This window comes from Paenibacillus terrisolis (genome assembly GCF_056171975.1).
Genome location: NZ_JBKFGG010000005.1, coordinates 349,832 through 370,099, shown reverse-complemented (window position 1 = coordinate 370,099; position 20,268 = coordinate 349,832). Strand labels below are relative to the sequence as shown.

Sequence of the window (20,268 nt, the reverse complement as noted above, 5' to 3'; positions counted from 1 at the left end):
GCGTGGTCGGGGGTTTTCGCTAACGAATTATTTCACCCTGTGGTTTGGTTCCGTCTCTTCGATTCTCTCGGATGCCTTGAAAATGACGTCGTGAATATGTACATTCACTTCCACCACAGTAAGTCCGGTCATCGTTTCGATCGAACGTTTCACATTGCGCTGGATTTCCGTCGCCACTTCCGGCAGACGATTGCCGTATTCCACAATCACGGATACGTCAACGGCCGCTTCGCGTTGTCCGACGTCCACTTTAACGCCCTTGGAAAGATTCTTCCGTCCGAGCAGCTCGGCAATTCCGCCGGCAAAACCGCCGCTCATACCCGCAACACCTTTCACTTCGACCGTAGCAAGACCCGCAATGACTTCAATGACCTCTGGGGCAATTTGAATTTCACCGATATCGGTACGTTCGAATTCCGTAGGCAATGTATTCATTCTATTCATCCACCTCTCAATAAGTATGACGCTGACCCATCACCGATAGAGAATCGCGCACTTATTATACATACTATATCATTTGGGCCTCATTATGACAAACTGAAGGCCTGTTTCTAAATCTCGTTTTCTTCCAGAAATTTAATATCAAAATCACCTTTGACAAATGTTGGATGTTCCAGCAATCTCTGATGAAAAGGGATCGTTGTATGAATGCCTTCGATGGCGAATTCGGATAAGGCCCGCTTCATTTTGGCGATCGCTTCTTCGCGGGTCGCTCCCCAAACGATCAGCTTCGCGATCATGGAATCGTAGTGAGGAGAGATTGTGTATCCCGGATAAGCTGCGCTATCCACACGAACACCGGGACCGCCCGGAGCTAGATAAAATCCGATTTTACCGGGAGACGGCATAAAGTTCCGTGCGGGATCTTCCGCGTTAATCCGGCATTCGATGGACCAGCCATTGATTTTGATGTCTCCCTGGGAGAAGGAAAGCGGATTGCCTTCGGCAACCGAAATCATTTCCTGAATCAGATCCACTCCCGTCACCATTTCGGTCACCGGATGTTCCACCTGAATCCGCGTATTCATCTCCATGAAGTAAAACCGTCCGTCAGGTCCTAGCAAAAACTCCAGCGTTCCCGCCCCCGAGTAGTTAACGGCAAGCGCCGCGCGTACGGCTGCCTCACCCATTTCCCGGCGTTTCTCCGGAGACAGCACGGTGCATGGCGCTTCTTCCACCAGTTTTTGGCGGCGGCGCTGCACCGAGCAATCGCGTTCGCCTAGAAAAACGGCGTTGCCGTGCTTGTCGGCGATAATTTGAATTTCTACGTGCTTCATGCCGGTCAAATATTTTTCCAAATAAACTCCGGCGTTGCCGAACGCTTTCTGAGCTTCCTGCTGCGCCGTCGTAATCTGTTTAATCAGCGATTCTTCGTCTTCGGCAATACGGATTCCCTTTCCCCCGCCGCCGGCGGTTGCTTTAATAATCACGGGATATCCGATGTCGCGCGCGACCATAACCGCTTCGTCCAGATCCTCGATCAATCCGTCGGAACCGGGAATAACCGGAACTTTGGCAATCTTCATCGTTTGTTTGGCTACGGCTTTGTCGCCCATTCTCGTAATGGCTTCCGGGGACGGCCCAATAAACGTAATGTCGCAGGAGCCGCAAATCTCCGCAAAGTCGGCGTTTTCCGCGAGGAATCCGTATCCCGGATGGATGGCGTCGCATTCGGTCAGCGTTGCTACGCTCATTAAGTTCGTTAAATTCAAATAGCTGTCTTTCGACAGCGTTGGTCCGATGCAATACGCTTCATCCGCGAGCCGCACATGAAGGGAATCCTTGTCCGCTTCCGAATACACGGCAACTGTAGAAATCCCAAGCTCGCGACAGGCGCGAATAATACGAACCGCGATTTCTCCGCGGTTGGCAATTAAGATTTTATGAAATTTCAATGTGTCCCATCCTCCTTGGAAAGCTAGGTAGCACCCTGATGGCAGGGCTTGTAGAACCGCAATTACTCCGGCTTCACCAAAAAGAGAGGTTGTCCGTATTCCACGAGCTGGCCGTTTTCCACAAGAACTTCGGTAATCTCGCCTTTAACTTCAGCCTCAAGCTCGTTCATCAGCTTCATCGCCTCGATAATGCACACCGTTGTCTTCTCGCCGACTCTGTCGCCGACATTAACAAACGGCTGCGAATCTGGCGAAGATGAGCGGTAAAACGTACCCACCATCGGTGAAACAATGGTATGTAAATGGGCAGCCGGTTCCTCCGGTCGGTTGGCCGCTGGAGCGGTACCCGCAGATTCTCCTGCGGAAGCCGCTATTACGGGAGCGGCGATTCCCGGAGCTGCGGACATCGTCATCGGCTGTACGTGCACGATTTCGCTTTTTCCGGGTTTGCGGATGCAAAGACGCGAACCCTCACTTTCAATTTCCAATTCATGGACGGAAGTCTTGTCCACGAGTTCGATCAATTCTTTAATTTCATTCAAATTAAACATGCTTATCCATTCACTCCTTCAGCTTTATGGCAAAGCCTTGGCTCTTGCTGAATCATAACTTTATGTATTATAACACAATCGATAAAAATGGAAAGAGTCCAGGCTATTGCCGGACTCTTCCCGAATTGACCCTATTTGAGCGCCAAATTTTGCGGCTTGTCTTATTGTGTCACATATTGAACACTGACTTGATCCTGAGAAACGCCCAGCTCCTTCATCACCAAGTCCATGATGCTTACCGCGTCTTTAGCTTCCAGCTTTTCGCTCTCAACGAGCACTTTATACTTGTCGTCGGCTTCCGTAACTACCGCGTTGGAATATTGCTGTTGGAGTTTTTCTTCAATACCGTTGATTTTGGCTTCCTTTTCTTCCAAAGCGCTTAATTGCTGCTGGGCCATGGCCGCTTCGTCCAGCGTTTTGGTATTGTCATTGATTGTTTGCAGCAGTTCATCCTGTTTTTTCAGGTTCTCTTGCGTGCGTTCGAATTGATAATTGGTAAGCGCGTCGGAAGCCGTTACCCCCTGGGATTCCATCTCTTTCAGCACATCCTCGTCGCTCAATGCTTGATCTCCGCTTGTTTGCTCCGAATTATTGCCAGCCGTTTTGCCCTCGTCAGCCTGGGCCGTGGCTTTTGTATCGTCTTTTGCCGAATTATCCGCAGCGTTTTTTGCGGTATCCGGGTTATCCGCATTTGCCTTGCCGTCATCGCCATTTTGGGCAGCGTCGGTTGCGGCGGCATCGTCAGTCACCGTTTGATCATCCGTACCGTCTCCCGTAACTTCGGAAAGGATCACATCGTCGCCGGACTGAGTGTCGTCCGGTTGCACCGCTGCCCCTTGGTCCGTACCGTTATCGACCGTGGAAACCTGCTGGCCGTCGACCGATTGGGAAGGTGCGGGACCGTCTTCCGTGAACAGATAATAAGCCGACAAAATCACCATCAAACTGAGCATCGATACCAGCCAAATCGTTTGTCTTTTGGATTTCATTGAACAATTCCTCCTAAAAATTTTTGTGAGTGTTAACCCCTTTGAGTGGCTTCGAACAAAAATTGCTTCGTAAGTATTCGCTTAAGTTTTGTTAGCATTGCTTCTTTGAACTAACTTCGGACAAAACTTGCTTCGTAAGCATTGCTTAATTTTTGTGAACGTCTATATCAACCCAGGCTCCAGTCACTGGGACTGCTTCCGGGGTACGACGGAAATTTGGTAGGACGGAACGTTGAGGCCTTTCTCGACCGCGTCTACGATCAGCCCTTTGACTGTCCTGTTCTCGGCACCTTTGGCCACGATCAGCACCCCTCGGACTTTGGGCTTGATTTTTTTGGTGATAATCGGCTGCTCGTTTCCGGAAGACTCGAACGTTACGATTTCACCGTCTCGCGTGTACTGTGTAATATGCCGTTTTCCTCCGTCCGCATCGGTCTCCTCGGTTAATTCCTGAGTATCTTTCATATTCCTTTGAACCACGACTTCCTCGGTAGAATCTACCGTTACCATGACGTCCACCGCCCCGACGCCGACGATTTTCTCCAGAATTTCTTTGGTCTTGGTTTCCAGTGCCGATTCAATGCTGTCGAAGGGATTATCTCCGTCCCCTTGATCCTGGACGGACGAAGTCTGCATTTGATTAAGCACCGGCGGTTCCCTCCCATCGCCTCCCGTATCCACCTGTTTAACGTTCACGAAGGAATTGAACAGCATGATCGCTACGCCGATGAGTCCCAGGATCAAAAGGAGCCGAAAGGCGTTGATCCCTTTTTTTCCGTCTTTCCCACCGATCCATTGTTCCAGCTTCTTAAGCCAACCCGGCATGATCTTCACCTCCTATTGCTTATCTTCGCTTTGCGGATCTACGACAGAAACCGCCTCCTTCGGAACGCCCCAGTTTCGGTTCAGCAGCTCTTCGATTTGGATTGCGAGTTTGGAGATCTGCTCCGAATCCGCGTTCCCTGTTGTCTTCGGCGATCGATCCCCGCCGGAAGCTCCGGCCATCGCCGGATTGCTTCGCTCTTGTTCCGAGTTCCCCGATTCCCCTTGCTGTTCTCTCTCTATGTTTACATTTATTTTTTCAACCGGGGCAATCGTTATCTTACGACCCTCGCCGGAGTTCCCGGCTCCATCACCCTCCTGGGCAACTGCCGGGGCGGCCTCGGCCATAACGACTTCCACGTAAGAAACCTCGATTTCCGGATTGCCTTGCGCCGGTGTGTTCCCGTTCTTTTCCTTGGAGCCGTCCTGTTTTGCCGCCAGCTTTACCGTAACGCGCTCTACAGGCTGCCCGGTTTCCTGCTGGATCTGCTCCTTCATCTGCCGGGCCGTCTCATCTCCGGCCCACTGGAGCGCTTCGGCCTCCTGCTTCTTTCTCAGCTCTTCGCCTTGCTTTAAAATCGTTTCCGTGCTCTGCTCCGTCTCCGTCCCGCCCATTCCGTCGATATTTTCGGAAAAAGCCGTCTCCAATTGTTGCCTGGCGTCCGGTGAAAACAGTCTCATGACCGGAGAGAGCAGGGTCAACAAAATCAGCAGACTGACGACAAACCTGACATAACGTTCCATCGCCCGATTCGGCAGCAGCAAATCGATAAACACAGCTATCAATACGACGAATATGATCTCTTTCAGCCATTCTCCGAGCCAGGTCATGTCCCGTTCACCTCATCATCACGGTAATGTTCCCCGCGGTCAGCATGATCGTAATCGCCAGAAAAAACATCATCCCTACGGCCGCCATTGCGGCAAAAACGTACAGCATGCTTTTCCCGATCGTTTCGAGGCAGGTGACCACCGGTGAATCTCCAAGCGGCTGCAATACGGCAGCCGATAAATTGAAGATCAGCGCCAGCGTGATGATTTTGATCGCCGGAAAAGCGCAGAGGAACAGCAGGATGATAACCCCGACCAGACCGATGGAGTTTTTGACCAGCATGGAGGCCGAGATGACCGTATCCGTCGCGTCGGCGAACACTTTGCCAACCACAGGAACAAAGTTGCCGGTCAAGTATTTGGCCGCCCTCAAGGTTACGCCGTCCGCTACCGAACCCGTAATCCCTTTGACGGATATGACCCCCAGAAAAATGGTCAACAGGATGCCAAGCAGCGCCATGCTGACGGTTCGCAGCAAATTGGCGAGCTGCGTCAACTGGTACTTTTCGGACAGCGAGCTCACAATGTGGAGCACCGCCGAGAAGAACAGCAGCGGAAACACGATCGTATGAACCACCGTGCCTACCGTATGAACCATAAAAACGACCAGCGGGTGGGTCACCGACACCGTGACGGCATTGCCCATGGAAGCCAGCAGGGTGAACAGCAGCGGCACCATCGCCATCATGAAGTCGATCATGCCCGTAATCGCGTTCGTGGCATAAGTGATGGCGACATGAAAGCTGTTGATCGCGAGCACCAAAATAACCATGTAGCAAATGGCGTAAGCTACCTTGCTTACCTGTTTTCGTTCAAAGGCGGTCTGCAGCGTCTCCAGAATCAGGCTGAATATGGAGAGCAGCACGATGGTCACCAAGATGTGCCCGTTGTAAAGCACTTCATGCCACATGTATCGCATCAGGCCGGTAAGTCCCGTTTTCAGGTTAAAGCTGTGATCCTGCTGTAGAAGCATATCCATGAAGGAAGGAATTTTCTGATCGGGGAAAAAACCGCCGTATTCTTTCATGAGCTGCTGCCAGTACGATTCCACTTGATCGGTGGGAAGCTCCTCTGCCTGACGTTTCATCCATCCGTCGTCAACCCCTTCGGCGGAGGTCAGAACCGGCCAAATCCAAAACAGCAAAGATCCGAGGACGATCAGGAACAGGGTTTTCCGCTGCCATATCGGGTTTGTTGTTTCTATCATCCTTCCCACCTCGCTTTAAGCCGGCAGCAGCTTGATCACGGTCTCAATAATGATACTGATGATCGGAATGGCGAGCACCATGATCAGAATTTTTCCCGCCATCTCAATTTTGGAGGCAATCGATTCCTGCCCCGCGTCCCTGACGATTTGGGCTCCGAATTCGGCGATGTAGGCAATTCCGATGATTTTCAGTATCGTTTTAAGGTAAATCATTTGCACGCCGGAGGATTCGGCCAAATTTTCCAGTACTTCGATAATCCCGCCGATTTTCCCGATAAGATACAAAAAGATCAGAATTCCCGTGGTCGCCGCGATCAAAAAAGCGAACATCGGTTTTTGTTCCTTAATCACCAGGATGAGCACCGTCGCAATGAGTCCAAGTCCGACAATCTGGATAATTTCCACAGTCTAGCTCACCTACTGGAATAAAAAGATCGATTTAATTTCCTGAAAGAGGCTGTCAAGCAGCCGGATGACCATAAACAAAACGACGACAAACCCGATGAGCGTCACCCAATGCGCCATGTCCTCCTTGCCCATTTGTTTCAGTACGGTGTGGATCATGGCGATGATAATGCCGATGCCCGCAATTTGAAAAATGGCGTTCACTTCTATGTTCATTGATTTGGCACCTCGCTATCGATTTCACAGGCGGCTGCTTCAGCCGTTGGAGGGAAACTGCATGTCAGTAGAACAGAATAACGATGAACGCTCCGCATAAGACGCCTAGGCTGCGATACATTTTCTCATAGCGGGCTTGTTCCTCGCGCGCCGTAGTTTCCTCGCTTTCCAGTTGCCGAACCGCCATCGCCAAGTGACCGAGCTGATCTTTCCGGTCGCTTGTCCCTAGCGTATAGCTGAGCTGGAGCAGGACCTCCTGCTCGGGAGCCTTCATAGCCGTATATTTCCACTCGTTTTTTAAGGCTTGTTCCAGACTTTCTTGCGCCGTCCAGTTGTTTCCCGGCGAATTCATGTTTGTGGCCGCCGTGAGAAAAACGGATCGTATCGGTTCGCCGCTTTGTTCGCCGATCCGGTGCAGAGCATCCGGCAGCGGCGTAACGCCGTACATGATTTCCGTCTCCAGACGTTTCAGCGCCAGGATCAGCCGCCGGATTTGATTCGGACGCCGCGCGAACTGTCTGGCCTGCAGAAAGCCTGCCACCGTAGCCGCCAATATGACGAGCACCGCCCCGAACATTTTAAGCATGCTCTTCCCTGCCTTTCCATCCCGGTTCCGGCGGTTGAATTCCCCGGCGTTTGCCGTCCCACAGCCGGAAGGCCAGTCCTTTCTCCGTCCGCTTCAGCACGGCGTACATTTGAAAAAAGGAAGTTTCCGAAAGCTTGGAGAGCGCCGGCCGGGCCGACAGATCGTCCACGTTCGAGCCGTGAGCCGTCGCGATCACGCGGACACCCGCGTGGAGTGCCTCGGCTAACGCCTCCGCATCCTCGGGACGCCCGATTTCATCCACGATCAGCACGTCCGGGGACATGGACCGGATCATCATCATGATGCCTTCCGCCTTGGGGCAACCGTCCATCACATCGGTCCGCGGGCCAACGTCAAAGCTTGGGACGCCGCGCTTGCTGCCGGCGATTTCCGAGCGTTCGTCGATGACGGCTACTTTAAGTCCCGGCCATTTGGCCTCGGGATGCCGCCAGGTTCCGCTGCTGATCTGACGCGCCAAATCGCGTATCAACGTGGTTTTTCCCTGCTGAGGGGGCGAGAGGATCAAAGTGTGAAGTACGCTTTTGTGCTTAAAATCGAGCAATTGCGGCAAAATGGGATCCGCAACTCCGCGTACCTCCCTGGCAATCCGCACGTTAAACCCGCTGATATCGCGAAGATGCTCCACTTTTCCTCCGCTGAGCAGGGTTCTGCCGGCCAGTCCGATTCGATGCCCGCCGGCGATGGTAATGAAGCCTTTGCGAAGCTCCTCCTCCATCGTGTAAAGCGAATGGTTCGTGATCAGATCCAGCAGGCGGTTCCCGTCCTGTTTCCCGGGCTTGTAAGCAGCCTCGGGATCCCGCGTCGTCCCGCCGTCCGGCGTCAGAAAATAGTAGCGCCCCCCCGTATTAACCTCAAGCGGACGTCCCTCGCGAATGCGGATTTCTTCGAGCAGCGGAAAAACGGAAGGCGGCAATTTAAGCAGCAGAGACTGGATATTGTCGGGAAATACGGTCAACCAGCTCGGGTTCATATGCGTACCCCCAAAACTCTTACTCTTATTTGAAATGCTTTTTGCTATATCTCATGTGTATGCCTGTACTTCTTCTTTATGACGGGAAATCTATCATTTCTTCAAAATGCCGATTAAGAGACACGCGACGCCGCAGCTGATCCAAAGCATCTTCCCCAAGGACAGCTTGTCCGCGATGCCGGCAAGTCCGATCGAGGTCGTTAAGATCAGTACCGTAGGCCCTACGAAAGCTAGAGCCGAATTCACCGCAAGCGCCTTGTCGACTCTCCCCAGCTTCAGCATGAGCAGCGCCGCGAGAATTTCCACCGTTCCGGAAATCATCCTGAGTGTTGCCATACTCACCACAAACTTATCAAGCATACAAAGCCTCCTTCTTGTCCCGTAACCTTCACTCACTTCACGATATGCCCAAAAATCTCGTTTTATTAAAAAAAGAAGATTGCAAAACAAAAAGAGGCGCCCCAAGCCATACTGATTGGATGGCTTGAGGCGCCTCTTTTAAAATTTAAAAATCGCTTCTATTACTTAAATGTATTTGGCTGTCTTAAGCGGGGGGTTATCTGCGGTCTTGAGGACCACCTACGAAAACTTGGTTTTCTGTGTCGAGTCCGTAGGCAGTATGAAGCGCTTTGATCACTTCGTGCAGCTTGGCACCGTCAATGACGCAGGACACCTTGATTTCTGAAGTGCTCACCATGTTGATATTGACTCCCTGCTTCGAGATCACTTCGAACATTTGCGCCGCTACGCCCGGATGACTGACCATGCCGGCGCCTACGATCGACACCTTGACCAGACCGTCTTCAAAAGTCGCTTTTTCATAAGGAAGCTCGCCACGGATGCCTTCCAGCACCTTCAGCGCGTTCTCCCGGTCGGAAAGGGCCACGGTAAAGGAGAAGTCCGCTTTGCCGTCCTTTACTCCGCTTTGAACGATAATATCCACGTCGATTTTCGCTTCGGCGAGTGAACCGAATACTTTTGCCAAAACGCCGGGAACATGCGATACCCCTAATATGCTGATTCTTGCCACATTTTTATCATAAGCGATTCCGCTGACTACCACGCCTTGCTCCATATTGACTTCCTCCTTCACCACAGTGCCTTCGTTATGATTAAAGCTTGAGCGCACGACAAGCCGAACTTGATGATGCTTCGCATATTCCACTGCGCGGGGATGCAGTACGGCCGCACCCAGATTGGCCAATTCCAGCATCTCGTCATACGAAATTTCGCTCAGCTTCCGCGCGTTTTTCACGATTCTGGGATCGGTCGAATAGATGCCGTCCACATCCGTGTAGATTTCGCAATAATCCGCCGAAGTCGCCGCAGCCAACGCCACGGCTGTCGTGTCGGAGCCGCCGCGACCAAAGGTCGTGATTTCCCCGTCTTCCGTCATGCCCTGGAACCCGGCCACGATGACGATGTTTGCTTCTTCAAGCGATTTTAACACCCGTTCCGGCCGGATATCGGTAATACGTGCCTTTCCGTGCACCGCCTCCGTGCGGAAGCCCGCTTGCCAGCCCGTATATGAAACGGCTTTTTCGCCCAGTTCTTGAATCGCGATCGACAACAGCGCGATGGAAATTTGCTCGCCTGTTGTCATCAGCATATCCATCTCCCGAAGCGGAGGCTCCTTGCTAAGCAGCTTTGCCTTATCGATCAGATCGTCGGTCGTATCTCCCATCGCGGAAACGACGACCATCACCTGATGGCCTTCCGCTTTTTTCTCCACTACGCGCCGAGCAACGCGCTGCATACGCTCCGTATCGCCAACGGAGCTTCCTCCAAATTTCATGACATATAAAGCCAAGTCAGACCCTCCCTAATATGTTCCATCCTGCCGATGCATTTTATCAGTAACGCTTTAAACCAGTATAATACGAAAGACCCGAAGGAAGTCAATGCTTAAGTTAATATGGGACTTCAATATTATAAAAAATTCCCCCACCCGAGAGGGGTGGAGGATGATTCTTCTCGAAGACTGTAATGCCCGAACAATTCGTGCGGGTAAATTTACGCCCGGGAAATGTATTTTCCTTCGCGAGTATCGACGAGCAGGACATCGTCTTCATTGATGAACAGCGGCACTTGAACGTTAAGACCGGTTTCGACTTTGGCGTTTTTCGTAGCTCCGGTTGCCGTATTGCCTTTGATGCCCGGTTCCGTCTCAATCACTTTCAGCTCGACGCTGTTCGGCAGGTTGATCCCGAGGATTTCGCCTTGGTAGCTGACGATTTTTACGTTCATGTTTTCTTTGAGGAAATTAAGCTCCCATTTCAATTGTTCGGAAGTCAAAGAAAACTGATCGTAAGTTTCGTTGTCCATAAACGTATGCTCCGAACCGCTGGCATACAGGTACTGCACGTCACGGTTCTCGATGATGGCCCGGCCGATGGTTTCACCGGCGCGGAACGTTCTTTCAACGGTGTTGCCGTTGCGGAGATTTTTGAGCTTGGAGCGCACGAACGCGGCGCCTTTACCCGGTTTTACGTGCTGAAAGTCCAGCACCGTAAAGATGTCCCCGTCCACTTCGACGGTCAAGCCTGTTTTAAAATCGTTTACTGAAATCACAAATTGTACCTCCTCAGGTAGGGTTAACATAAAAGTTAATATCAAGATCGGACGACAACCATGGTTTATCCAATCAGGGTATATTCTTTGGTTGATTCCGTCAAACGGCGAATGCCGGTTTCGGTCATGACCACATCGTCCTCGATCCGGACTCCGCCAAAACCGGGCAGATAAATTCCCGGCTCGACCGTGACGACCATGCCCGGCTCAAGCACCGTATCTCCCAGCTTGGATACTCTTGGCGCCTCATGGACTTCCATGCCGAGACCGTGTCCGGTGCTGTGCCCGAACTGTTCCCCGTATCCATATCGGGTAATTACGTCGCGAGCCAGCGCATCCGCTTCGCGACCGGTCATTCCCGGGCGCAGGAATTCAAGCGCATGAAGCTGGGCTTCGAGCACGATATCATAGATTTCGCGGTGTTTGGCGCTTGGCGTACCAAGTCCGACCGTGCGGGTGATATCGGAGCAGTATCCGTTCATCAACGCGCCGAAGTCCATGGTAACGAGTTCGTTGTTTTGCATGATCCGCCCGCTGGCTACGCCGTGCGGAAGCGCCGAACGTTCTCCGGACGCCATGATCGTATCGAACGAAGTGCTGGTTGCCCCATTCTTGCGCATAAATGTTTCCAGCTCCAGCGCCGCGTCCCATTCGCTGATTCCCGGCTTCAGCACGGTCAGCATATGAAGAAACGTCTTGTCGGCCAAATCGGCCGCCTGCTTCATCAAAGACAATTCCTCGCTGTCCTTATACATCCGGAGCCCTTCCACCAAACCGGTCACCGGTTCCAGACGAATCGGGCTGAGATCGCGTTCGTAGGTCCGATAAACGGAGAATACGACGTTTTCTTCCTCAAACCAGAGACGGGCGATTTTCTCCTCAAGCAGCAGCTGCTTGACCGTATCCGTGACGGATGAGCCGTGCTGCACGATCTCAAAGCCGGCGGCCTGCTCGGACGCCTGCGTGACATAACGGAAATCCGTAATCAGCCAAGCCTTATTCGAAGTGATCAGAACGTATCCGGAAGAACCGGTAAATCCCGTCAAATAGCGGCGGTTTATCGCTCCGGTAATCAAGATGGCTTCGATGCCCTGAAGCGCCATCGCTTCACGAAGCCGGATAACACGATTGCTCGCCATGATAAACTCTCCCTTGTATCAACTTAAGGCAGTTCGACAGCCTTCGGATCACTTGGATTGACTCTCCAAGTGATGCTGCAAGGCCATCAGCCCCATCTCATATCCGAATGATCCGAAACCGGCAATTTGGCCCACGGCAATAGGCGCAATTACCGACGTATGCCGGAAAGATTCACGCGCATGAATATTGGACAGATGCACTTCAACAGTGGGGATTTTCACCGAGGTTAATGCATCGCGAAGCGCATAGCTGTAATGCGTTAGCGCCCCCGGATTGATCAGGATGCCGTCGCACTGGCCGTAAGCGGCATGGATGCGGTCGATCAAATCCCCCTCATGGTTGGATTGATGGAACGATAGGGCAATGTCCCGCCCTTCCGCCAACTTCCGCAGCTTGTCCTCAATATCGCTGAGACTCTCCGATCCGTACACGCCGGGTTCACGAACGCCGAGCATGTTTAAATTTGGTCCGTTCATCACCAGGATGCGGTACATAGCAGCTTCCCCTTCCTGTAAAAATAACCAGAAATAATTTTAACATAGAAGAGAGTCCCTTGAGAAGCTTTTTGTGCTTACTGCAGCGCTTTCTTCGGTTCCCGCGCCCTTTCGTCCGTATACTCCTCCGCCGTTGAATATCCGATAAAGAGCCCCCACAACAAATACAAGCAAAACTCGCTGATCATGGTGTTTTTGGGAAGCGCAGTCAGCGGAGCGGTCAAATGGGCCATAGGGTTGATCACGGCGAAAATGATCATCCACCATACGATCCCATAGATGATTCCAGGGCCAGGGCCTTTCAGTTTACGAAGCGTCAAGGTGTAGAGCAGCGCGGCCAGGATCGAAAACACGATGAAAGACAGCCATCCGACATAATAACCCGCTTGGGAATGCAAAAAACGGTTTTTGAAAAACGGCTCTACCAGGTAGCCCGGCAGTACGGTCGTCAGTTTCATGTAATAAAAAATGCCTTTTATCCCTCCCCAGATTAGTCCGGCAAAAAAACCGATTTCCAAAGAGAATAGCCAAATATTTGTTTTTTGCCCGGGGTGTCGCGACCGGCTGCGTGACGGCTGAAATTCCTGCCGCCGCTCAGTTTGCGATTGCCGGCCTTGCTGCTGTTGATCCATCCCGCTTCTTCCCTTCCATAGAAATATTTCCATTTCATTTTTGAAGGTTAGTATGCACATTTTGAAAAAGACTAAACCAACTAGAATTTGCCCGCGAATTTCGTTACAATGGAGTCATTACAAAAAAGTCCGCCATTTGTTTCAAATACTTTACTACATTATAGGAAGGTGAAATATTTGCCTCAGCAATCAGCACCCGCAACCTACGGCGGCCAAGCCGTTATAGAAGGCGTTATGTTCGGCGGAAAACATGTCAATGTGACCGCGGTTCGCCGCAAATCCGGAGAAATTACCTATTTGGAGGTTCCCAAGCAGGATAAAGACTGGGTCAAAAAGCTGCGTAAAATCCCGCTGATCCGCGGGCTTGTCAGTATTATCGACTCCAGCGCCAAAGGCTCCAAGCACCTGAATTATTCCGCCGAGGCGATGGCCGACGACGAAATGGAGCCGGAAGAGCGCGCCAAGCAGAAAGAAAAAGAGGATTCGGGCTTTTCTCTTACTATGATTGTCGGAGTGGCTGTCGCCGGCGTTCTTTCATTTATTGTCGGCAAACTGATTTTCACGCTGGTTCCCGCCTTGCTTGAACAATATTTGTTCCAGCATGCATTTTCAAACCAGGCGCTGCATACGCTGGTGGAAGGTTTTATCAAAATCGTTCTATTGCTCGGTTATCTGTGGATTATTTCCCAAACTCCGGTCATCAAACGTTTGTTCCAATACCACGGCGCGGAGCATAAAGTGATATCCGCCTATGAAGCCGGAGAAGAATTGACGCCCGAAAACGTGCAAAAATATAGCCGCCTCCACTATCGTTGCGGAAGCAGCTTCATTATCTTGACCGTCATTGTCGGCGTGATCATTTATTCGCTGCCGATTTTCCACTGGGATAATATTTGGCAGCGAATGTATTTACGGGTTCTCCTGCTTCCGCTGGTAATCGGCCTTTCCTTCGAAATGCTGCGTTTAACCAACGCCGTCCGGGATATCCCGCTGCTGCGTTTTCTCGGATACCCGGGCTTGTGGCTTCAGCTTCTGACGACCAAGGAACCAAACAACGAGCAAGTGGAAGTTTCGATCGCTTCGTTTAACCGAATGCGCGAGCTCGATGCCCGTTTAGAGCAAGAAAACATCATTGCCTCGCCGGTAAGTTCCGTTTTGGATCCCGTGAAAGGATGATGCAATCATGAAAAAACAGGCCATCATGTTTTGGGTTGTCGTTCTGTTGGCGGCTTTCGCTATTTGGGATGGACTGTTCGGAGAGCATAAATTTCCCTGGAGCGGGTTGCTCCTTCCGCTAGTCATCGTGGGAGTCGTACTGCTGTTGTACAAATTCCCGCCCCGGAAGTACCGTGCGGCCAGACCGCCGAAAGTTAAACCCTCGGCTCGAACCATGGCTAAGGTAGCCGGCGAACGCCGCGCCTCTTCCGGAGAGAAACGCAAATCGTATCCTTTTCAAGTGATTGAAGGAAGTAAAGGCAAGAATGATGACGATCTCCCGAAATACCACTAGCAAGTGAAACCTTCTCGGTGCTGAAAAACTGCTGCAGCTTTTGATCACGAAGCGTATTCAATGAAGTTGATTGTTAACCCTTAGCCTGTTGATACTTTATGAACTGCTCTTCGTAGTACTGGACATTCCAGTCTCCGAAGAAGCGGTCTCCGGAGCGGAATCCGGACTCATAAAGCAGCAGGCTTTCTTCTTTACTGATATCAAACTGCGTGGTACCAATGCCTAGCGTCGGAATTTTAACCGTCCGGTAACGATTGGACTGCTCGATGTATCTCTCGTCGTGCGCGGAAAGCATCGTTTCCACGAGCGCCTGCAGCATACTGAAAGGGCCGTGGATGACATGCGGCTGATTTGTATATTTCCCGACCATTTGAAAGCCGACGGTGGGAATTTTTTCGCCCTTCCGCGGATAGTCGCTATCGAACAGCCACAGGGGGAAGTTGCTGAGCAGTCCTCCGTCTACGATGTGCAGAAACTGCTCCGCAAACGGCTTGCCTTTGGCCAGCTCGGGCGGAAGCCTCAGCAGCACGGGATCGAAAAAGTACGGGATACTGCAGCTCATGCGAACGGCCCGGGCAACCTCGAACTTCTCGGGTCGAAGGCCGATCTTATCCAGATCATCCGGAAGGACAAGAATCTTCCCGCCGGTTATATCTGAAGCAATGATGGTGAGCTTCCCTTTTTCCATATCCGCAAACGTTCGAACGCCCTTTTCCTGCAAAACATTACGGATCCATTCCTCAAGCGCTTCGCCTGAGTACAGCCCTTTCTTCAGCATAACCCGCAGCGCGGGACCAACCAGGGCAGCGTTAAAAATCGGCGACCGCTTTAAAAAGGCGGAGAAAGAGGTAGACATAATTATGTCCCTCATTTCCTCCGCCGTATAACCCGCGGCTATCATCGAGGCGATAATCGAGCCCGATGAAGCACCCGCCACCCGGTGAAAGCGTCCCCCATGCCTTTCCGCCGCCCGAACCGCCCCGGCAAGCGAGATTCCTTTGACCCCGCCGCCTTCAAACACCCCATTCATGAGCACCCGGCAAATACCTCCCATTCATACACAAGTCTACTGCTTATGTATGACGCCAGAGGCTGTTCATATGCTACTTAATATGCTGCATAAACGGGCTTCACGCCATGGCAAAATCGGTGCTTGACAAGAGCCTGCAGCGAACGGTCAACCTTCTAACGAATCGAAATGCCGTTATTACGGCGAAAACCGGCGCTTGAGAGATTTAACGGACCCTACAGCCCTTATTTGACCTCAAAACTTCAATTTGGAGCTGTTTTGGGACGAATAAGGCTTCCTGGGTCCGTTAGAGCATAAAAATCAGTTTTAAAGAACAAATAAGAACACTACGATTTGTTAGCCGAAAAAGGACGACGCTTATCTCGCTAACCAGCAACTCAGTAGCCTAGCAGCCAAGTAACCTACAAATCCTGCAGCTTAGCAGCCCCATTCCTGCAGTTTCCGCAGTCCCCCCAATTCAACAGCCTGGCAGGCCGTCAAGTCCCGATTTCCAGGTCGAGCCCTCCACTTAAATGAAGCGTAAAATTTGTTCGGCAACCTCTTCCATTTTCACCATATTCGTATCGGAGCCGCCTCGTCGTTTGAGTTCCGCCAATCCCTCTTCCGCCCGCTTGCCAATAACCACCCGAAACGGAATACCGATCAGATCGGAATCCTTGAATTTAATTCCTGGACGCTCATCCCGGTCATCGATCAGCACCTCGATCCCGGCGCGGGTCAACTGGTCATAAAGCTTTTCCGTCAGTTTCATCTGTGCCTCATCCTTAACGGAAACCGGAATCAAATGTGCTTGAAACGGCGCGACAGATAGGGGCCAATTTAAACCCGATTCATCGCAGCTCTGCTCGGCGACGGCGGATAGCAATCTGGAAACTCCGATACCATAGCAGCCCATGATCATTTCCTTCGCCCCGCCGTCCGCGTCCAGAAATTTGGCGCCCAGCTTGCTGCTGTACTTCGTGCCCAGCTTAAAGACATGGCCTACTTCAATTCCGCGAAAAAATCCGAGTTTTCCTCCCTCGCACCGGGGACAGGGATCTCCCTCGGAAACATTTCGGAAATCTCCGGCATGGTCCAGCGAAAAGTCCCTTGCAGGACTGACGTTCCGAAGATGGTAGTTGTCTTCATTGGCCCCGGTGATTCCGCACCGCATATTGGCGACTTCCCGATCGACCAGAATGGGAATTTGCAGGCCAAGCGGACCTGCAAACCCCACCGGAGCGCCGGTTACGTTCGTCACGGTCGCCGCATCGGCAAGCTCCAGGTTTTCGGCGCCGATATAATGCTTCACTTTCAGCTCATTCACTTCGTGATCGCCCCGAACCAACACGCCATAGGTTGTGCCGTCCGCGTCATAAATCAGTGTCTTGATGATTTGCTCAGGTTTCACCCCAAGATGCTCCACCAATTGGTCGATCGTGTGGACCTGCGGCGTATGGATTTTTTCCAATGGAGCTTCTTCATTATTCGTTTCACCTTCGGCGAGCGGACCGGACAGCGCTTTTTCGAGGTTTGCGGCGTAATCGCAGCAGTCGCAAGCCGCGATCGTATCTTCGCCGATATCCGCGAGCGCCATGAACTCATGTGTCCCGCCCTCACCGCCGATAGCTCCGGCATCGGCCTCCACGGCTCTGAATTCGAGGCCGCAGCGGTTGAAAATACGGACGTACGCATCATACATTTGCCGGTAGGAATCGTCTAAACCTGCCCAGTCCGTATCAAAGGAATAAGCGTCTTTCATCAAAAATTCCCTGCCTCGCAGCAGTCCGTAGCGAGGCCGCCGTTCATCCCGGTATTTGGTTTGGATCTGATACAATGTGACCGGCAGCTTCCGGTAAGTGGCAACTTCATTCCGCACCAGAGAGGTGATGACTTCCTCATGGGTAGGGCCAAGCACAAAATCGCGGTCATGGTGATCTTTAAGCCGAATCAACTCCGGACCATAGACGGCATATCGGCCGGACTCCTGCCAAAGCTCCGCAGGCTGCATCGACGGCATCAGGATTTCTTGCGCTCCTGCCCGATCGAGCTCTTCCCGGACAATCCGTTCGATGTTCCGCAAAACGCGCCGCCCCAGAGGCAGATAGGTATAGATTCCGGCAGCCAGTTGCCGGATATATCCGGCACGCAGCAGCCACTTGTGGCTGGCTGCCTCGGCTTCGGACGGCGATTCTCGTAAGGTTGATGATATTAATCGGCTTTGACGCATTTGGACAACCTCCCTTTCTAAATAAAAAGGCACATCCGTCAGGGACGAATGTGCCGTGGTACCACCCTATTTTTATCGCCAACAACGCTATAAGCATGGCATGACGATTCTTCAGCCTTTTAACGGAGGATTCCGGTACAGGTTACAATCAAACAAGTTCACCCGTACAGCTCGCAAGGCCGGAACAATTCACTCGGTGCAGAAACCTTTCAGCAATCGGTCTCCTCTCTGGGGCAGCGAAATGGACTATCATTTCCTTGGTCTAAGCTTTTGAATATAAAAAGCATGAACACAAATGGTTGAATGTGCGTAAGCAGCCGTATGAAATGTTTCTTCGATCGCTGTTGTTCCCGGATTTCTTGAACATTTCACACTTTTGCTATACCACCATTCTTTTGTTCAACTTATACAGCAAACTTAGGCTGCTGTCAATTCATTAAATGCTCATGATCCGTAATACGCCTGCAGGAGCGGAATAAGTCCCAACGGATTTTTACGCAAATCCTTGGCGCTGAAGAAAATGCTGCCGCCGATTTCCGGAAGAGTGCGGTTGTATTCCAACTGGTTGATGATTTCGGAAGCGGATGACCAGCCAACCTCATTCGTCCCCAGTTTATATGGCGAATGGCCGATGTACAGCTTCACGTTCGTGCCCCGGACTTCCCCGGCCCACCAGTCGGCCAAAATGTCGTAACGAACCTCGGGTCGCGTCAAACTCCAATAAATTTGCGGAGCCACATAGTCGACCCAGCCGTTTTGAATCCATGTCCGGACATCGGCATATGTGCTGTCGTAAGCGGTCACGCTGGCCTTGGTATCCGATCCGGTAGGATCGGTGGATTTGTTGCGCCATACCCCGTATGGACTGATTCCGTAAGAGACTTGAGGTTTCTCCTGATGGATGCGAACGCCCAAATCCCGAACGAATTGATTGATGTTGTCCCGCCGCCAGTCTCCCTTATTCTTCAGAAGATTCGAATTATAAGTTTTATAAGTGCCGTCATCGTTAAATTTGCTTTTGGCCGTTTCCCCTGTCGGATAAAAATAATCGTCCAGATGCACGCCATCGATATCGTAATTTTTTACAACTTCCATAATAGCCTGAATCACATGCTCCCGCGCTTCCGGAATGCCGGGGTTAATGTACAGTTTTCCGTCGAACTTGACGATCCAATCGGGATGTTCGTTGGCGACGTGATTTGGGGGCAGTTTACTTGCATCGCCTCCGGTGCTTGCCCGAAACGGATTAAACCAAGCGTGAAACTCCATGCCCCGGCGATGCGTCTCCTCAATCAGAAACTGGAGCGGGTCGTATCCGGGATCTTTGCCGGCCGTTCCGGTCAAATAAGAGCTCCACGGAACAAGGCTGGACGGATAAATAGCGTCGGCCGATGGACGAACCTGCACGAATACCGCGTTCAGCCCCATGCTTTGCACGTCATCCAACAGCTTGACGTACTCCGCCTTCTGAGCATCAATGTTTCCGTACGAGGATTTGCTTGGCCAATCGAGATTCGATACGGTCGATATCCACACTCCGCGCATCCCCTCCGTAGAAGTGTCCGGAACACCCGGCTGTCCCGATTGCGAGTCATCGCCGGGCAGTTGACCCACAGGTGTCCCGTCGGTCCCTCCCAAGGCCGTGGTCAGCGTGATTATTCTCTTCTGTGCATTCCAATCAACGTTAAGGCCAAGCTGTTCGCTGACAAAACGAAGCGGAACCATCGTACGGCCGTTTGTGTTTTCGACGGATACGTCAAGCGGAACCGGGTTCCCGTTAACCAGCGCGGTCGAAAGGCCGGACTTAAGCTCAAGCGTGTTTCCGTCTTTGCGAATCATGACGGTTTTGGTTGTCTGCGACCAGTCGACTTGGGCTCCCAGTCCTTCGCTGATGACGCGAAGCGGAACCATCGTGATATTTTGCCCGGGTTTGATATAAGGGGAAGTATCGCTGGATAATTGCCTTCCGTCCAAAAAGATCGGGATATCCGTCCCGGCAGCCCCTGCCGCCGCCGCTTTGCCGAAAACCGGCCAGATCATGGCCAAAATCAGGCAGGGAATCAGCCATGTCCGTAATTTCAAAGCAGATTTCATTAGTTACCTCCAGGTCCAGTAAGTATGTACGGCTTCTTTCCCCACATACCTTTAACGTCCAACCTGTCCCAAGAGTTGCGGAAATTCGTCCAAAA

The 20,268-nt window shown here is 51.8% G+C and carries 22 protein-coding genes; 2 read left to right on the top strand and 20 right to left on the bottom strand.

The features are described 5' to 3' along the window. Positions 1-27: 27 nt before the first annotated feature. The 17 genes from ACI48K_RS07025 to ACI48K_RS06945 form a co-directional block, all read right to left on the bottom strand. Positions 28-435: an Asp23/Gls24 family envelope stress response protein gene (locus ACI48K_RS07025; protein ID WP_475026848.1), complete on the bottom strand. Its 408-nt coding sequence runs from the start codon at positions 433-435 to the stop codon at positions 28-30. 116 nt (positions 436-551) lie between these two features. Beyond that, positions 552-1,895 (bottom strand): acetyl-CoA carboxylase biotin carboxylase subunit, encoded by a 1,344-nt coding sequence (gene accC, locus ACI48K_RS07020; protein ID WP_475026847.1) that lies wholly within the window; start codon positions 1,893-1,895, stop codon positions 552-554. A 62-nt stretch (positions 1,896-1,957) separates the two neighbouring features. Next, complete coding sequence (gene accB, locus ACI48K_RS07015) at positions 1,958-2,446, bottom strand: acetyl-CoA carboxylase biotin carboxyl carrier protein (RefSeq protein WP_475026846.1); 489 nt, start codon at positions 2,444-2,446, stop codon at positions 1,958-1,960. A 161-nt stretch (positions 2,447-2,607) separates the two neighbouring features. Then, a complete protein-coding gene (locus ACI48K_RS07010; protein ID WP_475026845.1) occupies positions 2,608-3,435 on the bottom strand; it encodes a SpoIIIAH-like family protein in 828 nt (275 codons plus the stop codon). A gap of 183 nt (positions 3,436-3,618) precedes the next feature. After that, entirely contained in the window at positions 3,619-4,260 is a 642-nt protein-coding gene (spoIIIAG, locus tag ACI48K_RS07005; RefSeq protein WP_475026844.1) for a stage III sporulation protein AG, read from the bottom strand. A gap of 12 nt (positions 4,261-4,272) precedes the next feature. Further along, positions 4,273-5,088 (bottom strand): stage III sporulation protein AF, encoded by an 816-nt coding sequence (gene spoIIIAF / locus ACI48K_RS07000; RefSeq protein ID WP_475026843.1) that lies wholly within the window; start codon positions 5,086-5,088, stop codon positions 4,273-4,275. Between the two features lie 7 nt (positions 5,089-5,095). Beyond that, on the bottom strand, positions 5,096-6,295 hold the full coding sequence (gene spoIIIAE / locus ACI48K_RS06995) for a stage III sporulation protein AE (protein WP_475026842.1): 1,200 nt from the start codon (positions 6,293-6,295) through the stop codon (positions 5,096-5,098). Between the two features lie 15 nt (positions 6,296-6,310). Further along, positions 6,311-6,700, bottom strand: a complete 390-nt coding sequence (gene spoIIIAD / locus ACI48K_RS06990; RefSeq protein ID WP_475026841.1) for a stage III sporulation protein AD — start codon at positions 6,698-6,700, stop codon at positions 6,311-6,313. Between the two features lie 12 nt (positions 6,701-6,712). Then, complete coding sequence (gene spoIIIAC, locus ACI48K_RS06985) at positions 6,713-6,916, bottom strand: stage III sporulation protein AC (RefSeq protein WP_009225775.1); 204 nt, start codon at positions 6,914-6,916, stop codon at positions 6,713-6,715. Positions 6,917-6,980: 64 nt separating this feature from the next. Further along, a complete protein-coding gene (gene spoIIIAB, locus ACI48K_RS06980) occupies positions 6,981-7,502 on the bottom strand; it encodes a stage III sporulation protein SpoIIIAB (protein ID WP_475026840.1) in 522 nt (173 codons plus the stop codon). After that, positions 7,495-8,493: a stage III sporulation protein AA gene (spoIIIAA, locus tag ACI48K_RS06975; RefSeq protein WP_475026839.1), complete on the bottom strand. Its 999-nt coding sequence runs from the start codon at positions 8,491-8,493 to the stop codon at positions 7,495-7,497. Before spoIIIAA ends, spoIIIAB begins: the two co-directional genes overlap by 8 nt. A 93-nt stretch (positions 8,494-8,586) precedes the next feature. Next, the gene (locus tag ACI48K_RS06970; RefSeq protein ID WP_475026838.1) at positions 8,587-8,853 is read right to left on the bottom strand and encodes a YqhV family protein; all 267 of its coding nucleotides are present in this window, start codon (positions 8,851-8,853) and stop codon (positions 8,587-8,589) included. Between the two features lie 196 nt (positions 8,854-9,049). Then, positions 9,050-10,303, bottom strand: coding sequence for an aspartate kinase (locus ACI48K_RS06965; RefSeq protein WP_475026837.1), 1,254 nt, complete (start codon positions 10,301-10,303; stop codon positions 9,050-9,052). Positions 10,304-10,506: 203 nt separating this feature from the next. Beyond that, positions 10,507-11,064 carry an elongation factor P gene (gene efp, locus ACI48K_RS06960; protein WP_475026836.1) on the bottom strand — a complete coding sequence of 186 codons (558 nt, stop codon included), beginning with the start codon at positions 11,062-11,064 and terminating at the stop codon, positions 10,507-10,509. 65 nt (positions 11,065-11,129) lie between these two features. Continuing rightward, positions 11,130-12,203: a M24 family metallopeptidase gene (locus ACI48K_RS06955; protein ID WP_475026835.1), complete on the bottom strand. Its 1,074-nt coding sequence runs from the start codon at positions 12,201-12,203 to the stop codon at positions 11,130-11,132. A 48-nt stretch (positions 12,204-12,251) separates the two neighbouring features. Continuing rightward, the gene (gene aroQ / locus ACI48K_RS06950; RefSeq protein WP_475026834.1) at positions 12,252-12,698 is read right to left on the bottom strand and encodes a type II 3-dehydroquinate dehydratase; all 447 of its coding nucleotides are present in this window, start codon (positions 12,696-12,698) and stop codon (positions 12,252-12,254) included. Positions 12,699-12,775: 77 nt separating this feature from the next. Continuing rightward, on the bottom strand, positions 12,776-13,330 hold the full coding sequence (locus tag ACI48K_RS06945) for a YqhR family membrane protein (RefSeq protein WP_475026833.1): 555 nt from the start codon (positions 13,328-13,330) through the stop codon (positions 12,776-12,778). Between the two features lie 177 nt (positions 13,331-13,507). Between ACI48K_RS06945 and ACI48K_RS06940 the strand changes: the two genes are divergently transcribed. Continuing rightward, positions 13,508-14,506, top strand: a complete 999-nt coding sequence (locus ACI48K_RS06940; RefSeq protein ID WP_475026832.1) for a DUF1385 domain-containing protein — start codon at positions 13,508-13,510, stop codon at positions 14,504-14,506. A 7-nt stretch (positions 14,507-14,513) separates the two neighbouring features. Next, on the top strand, positions 14,514-14,840 hold the full coding sequence (locus tag ACI48K_RS06935) for a hypothetical protein (protein ID WP_475026831.1): 327 nt from the start codon (positions 14,514-14,516) through the stop codon (positions 14,838-14,840). A 73-nt stretch (positions 14,841-14,913) separates the two neighbouring features. Here the strand turns inward: ACI48K_RS06935 and ACI48K_RS06930 are convergent, their stop codons facing one another. From ACI48K_RS06930 to ACI48K_RS06920, 3 genes are all read right to left on the bottom strand, one after another. Continuing rightward, a complete protein-coding gene (locus tag ACI48K_RS06930) occupies positions 14,914-15,876 on the bottom strand; it encodes a patatin-like phospholipase family protein (RefSeq protein ID WP_475026830.1) in 963 nt (320 codons plus the stop codon). A gap of 502 nt (positions 15,877-16,378) precedes the next feature. Further along, positions 16,379-18,079 carry a proline--tRNA ligase gene (locus ACI48K_RS06925; RefSeq protein ID WP_475026829.1) on the bottom strand — a complete coding sequence of 567 codons (1,701 nt, stop codon included), beginning with the start codon at positions 18,077-18,079 and terminating at the stop codon, positions 16,379-16,381. 444 nt (positions 18,080-18,523) lie between these two features. Beyond that, on the bottom strand, positions 18,524-20,161 hold the full coding sequence (locus ACI48K_RS06920) for a family 10 glycosylhydrolase (protein ID WP_475026973.1): 1,638 nt from the start codon (positions 20,159-20,161) through the stop codon (positions 18,524-18,526). Positions 20,162-20,268 lie beyond the last annotated feature (107 nt).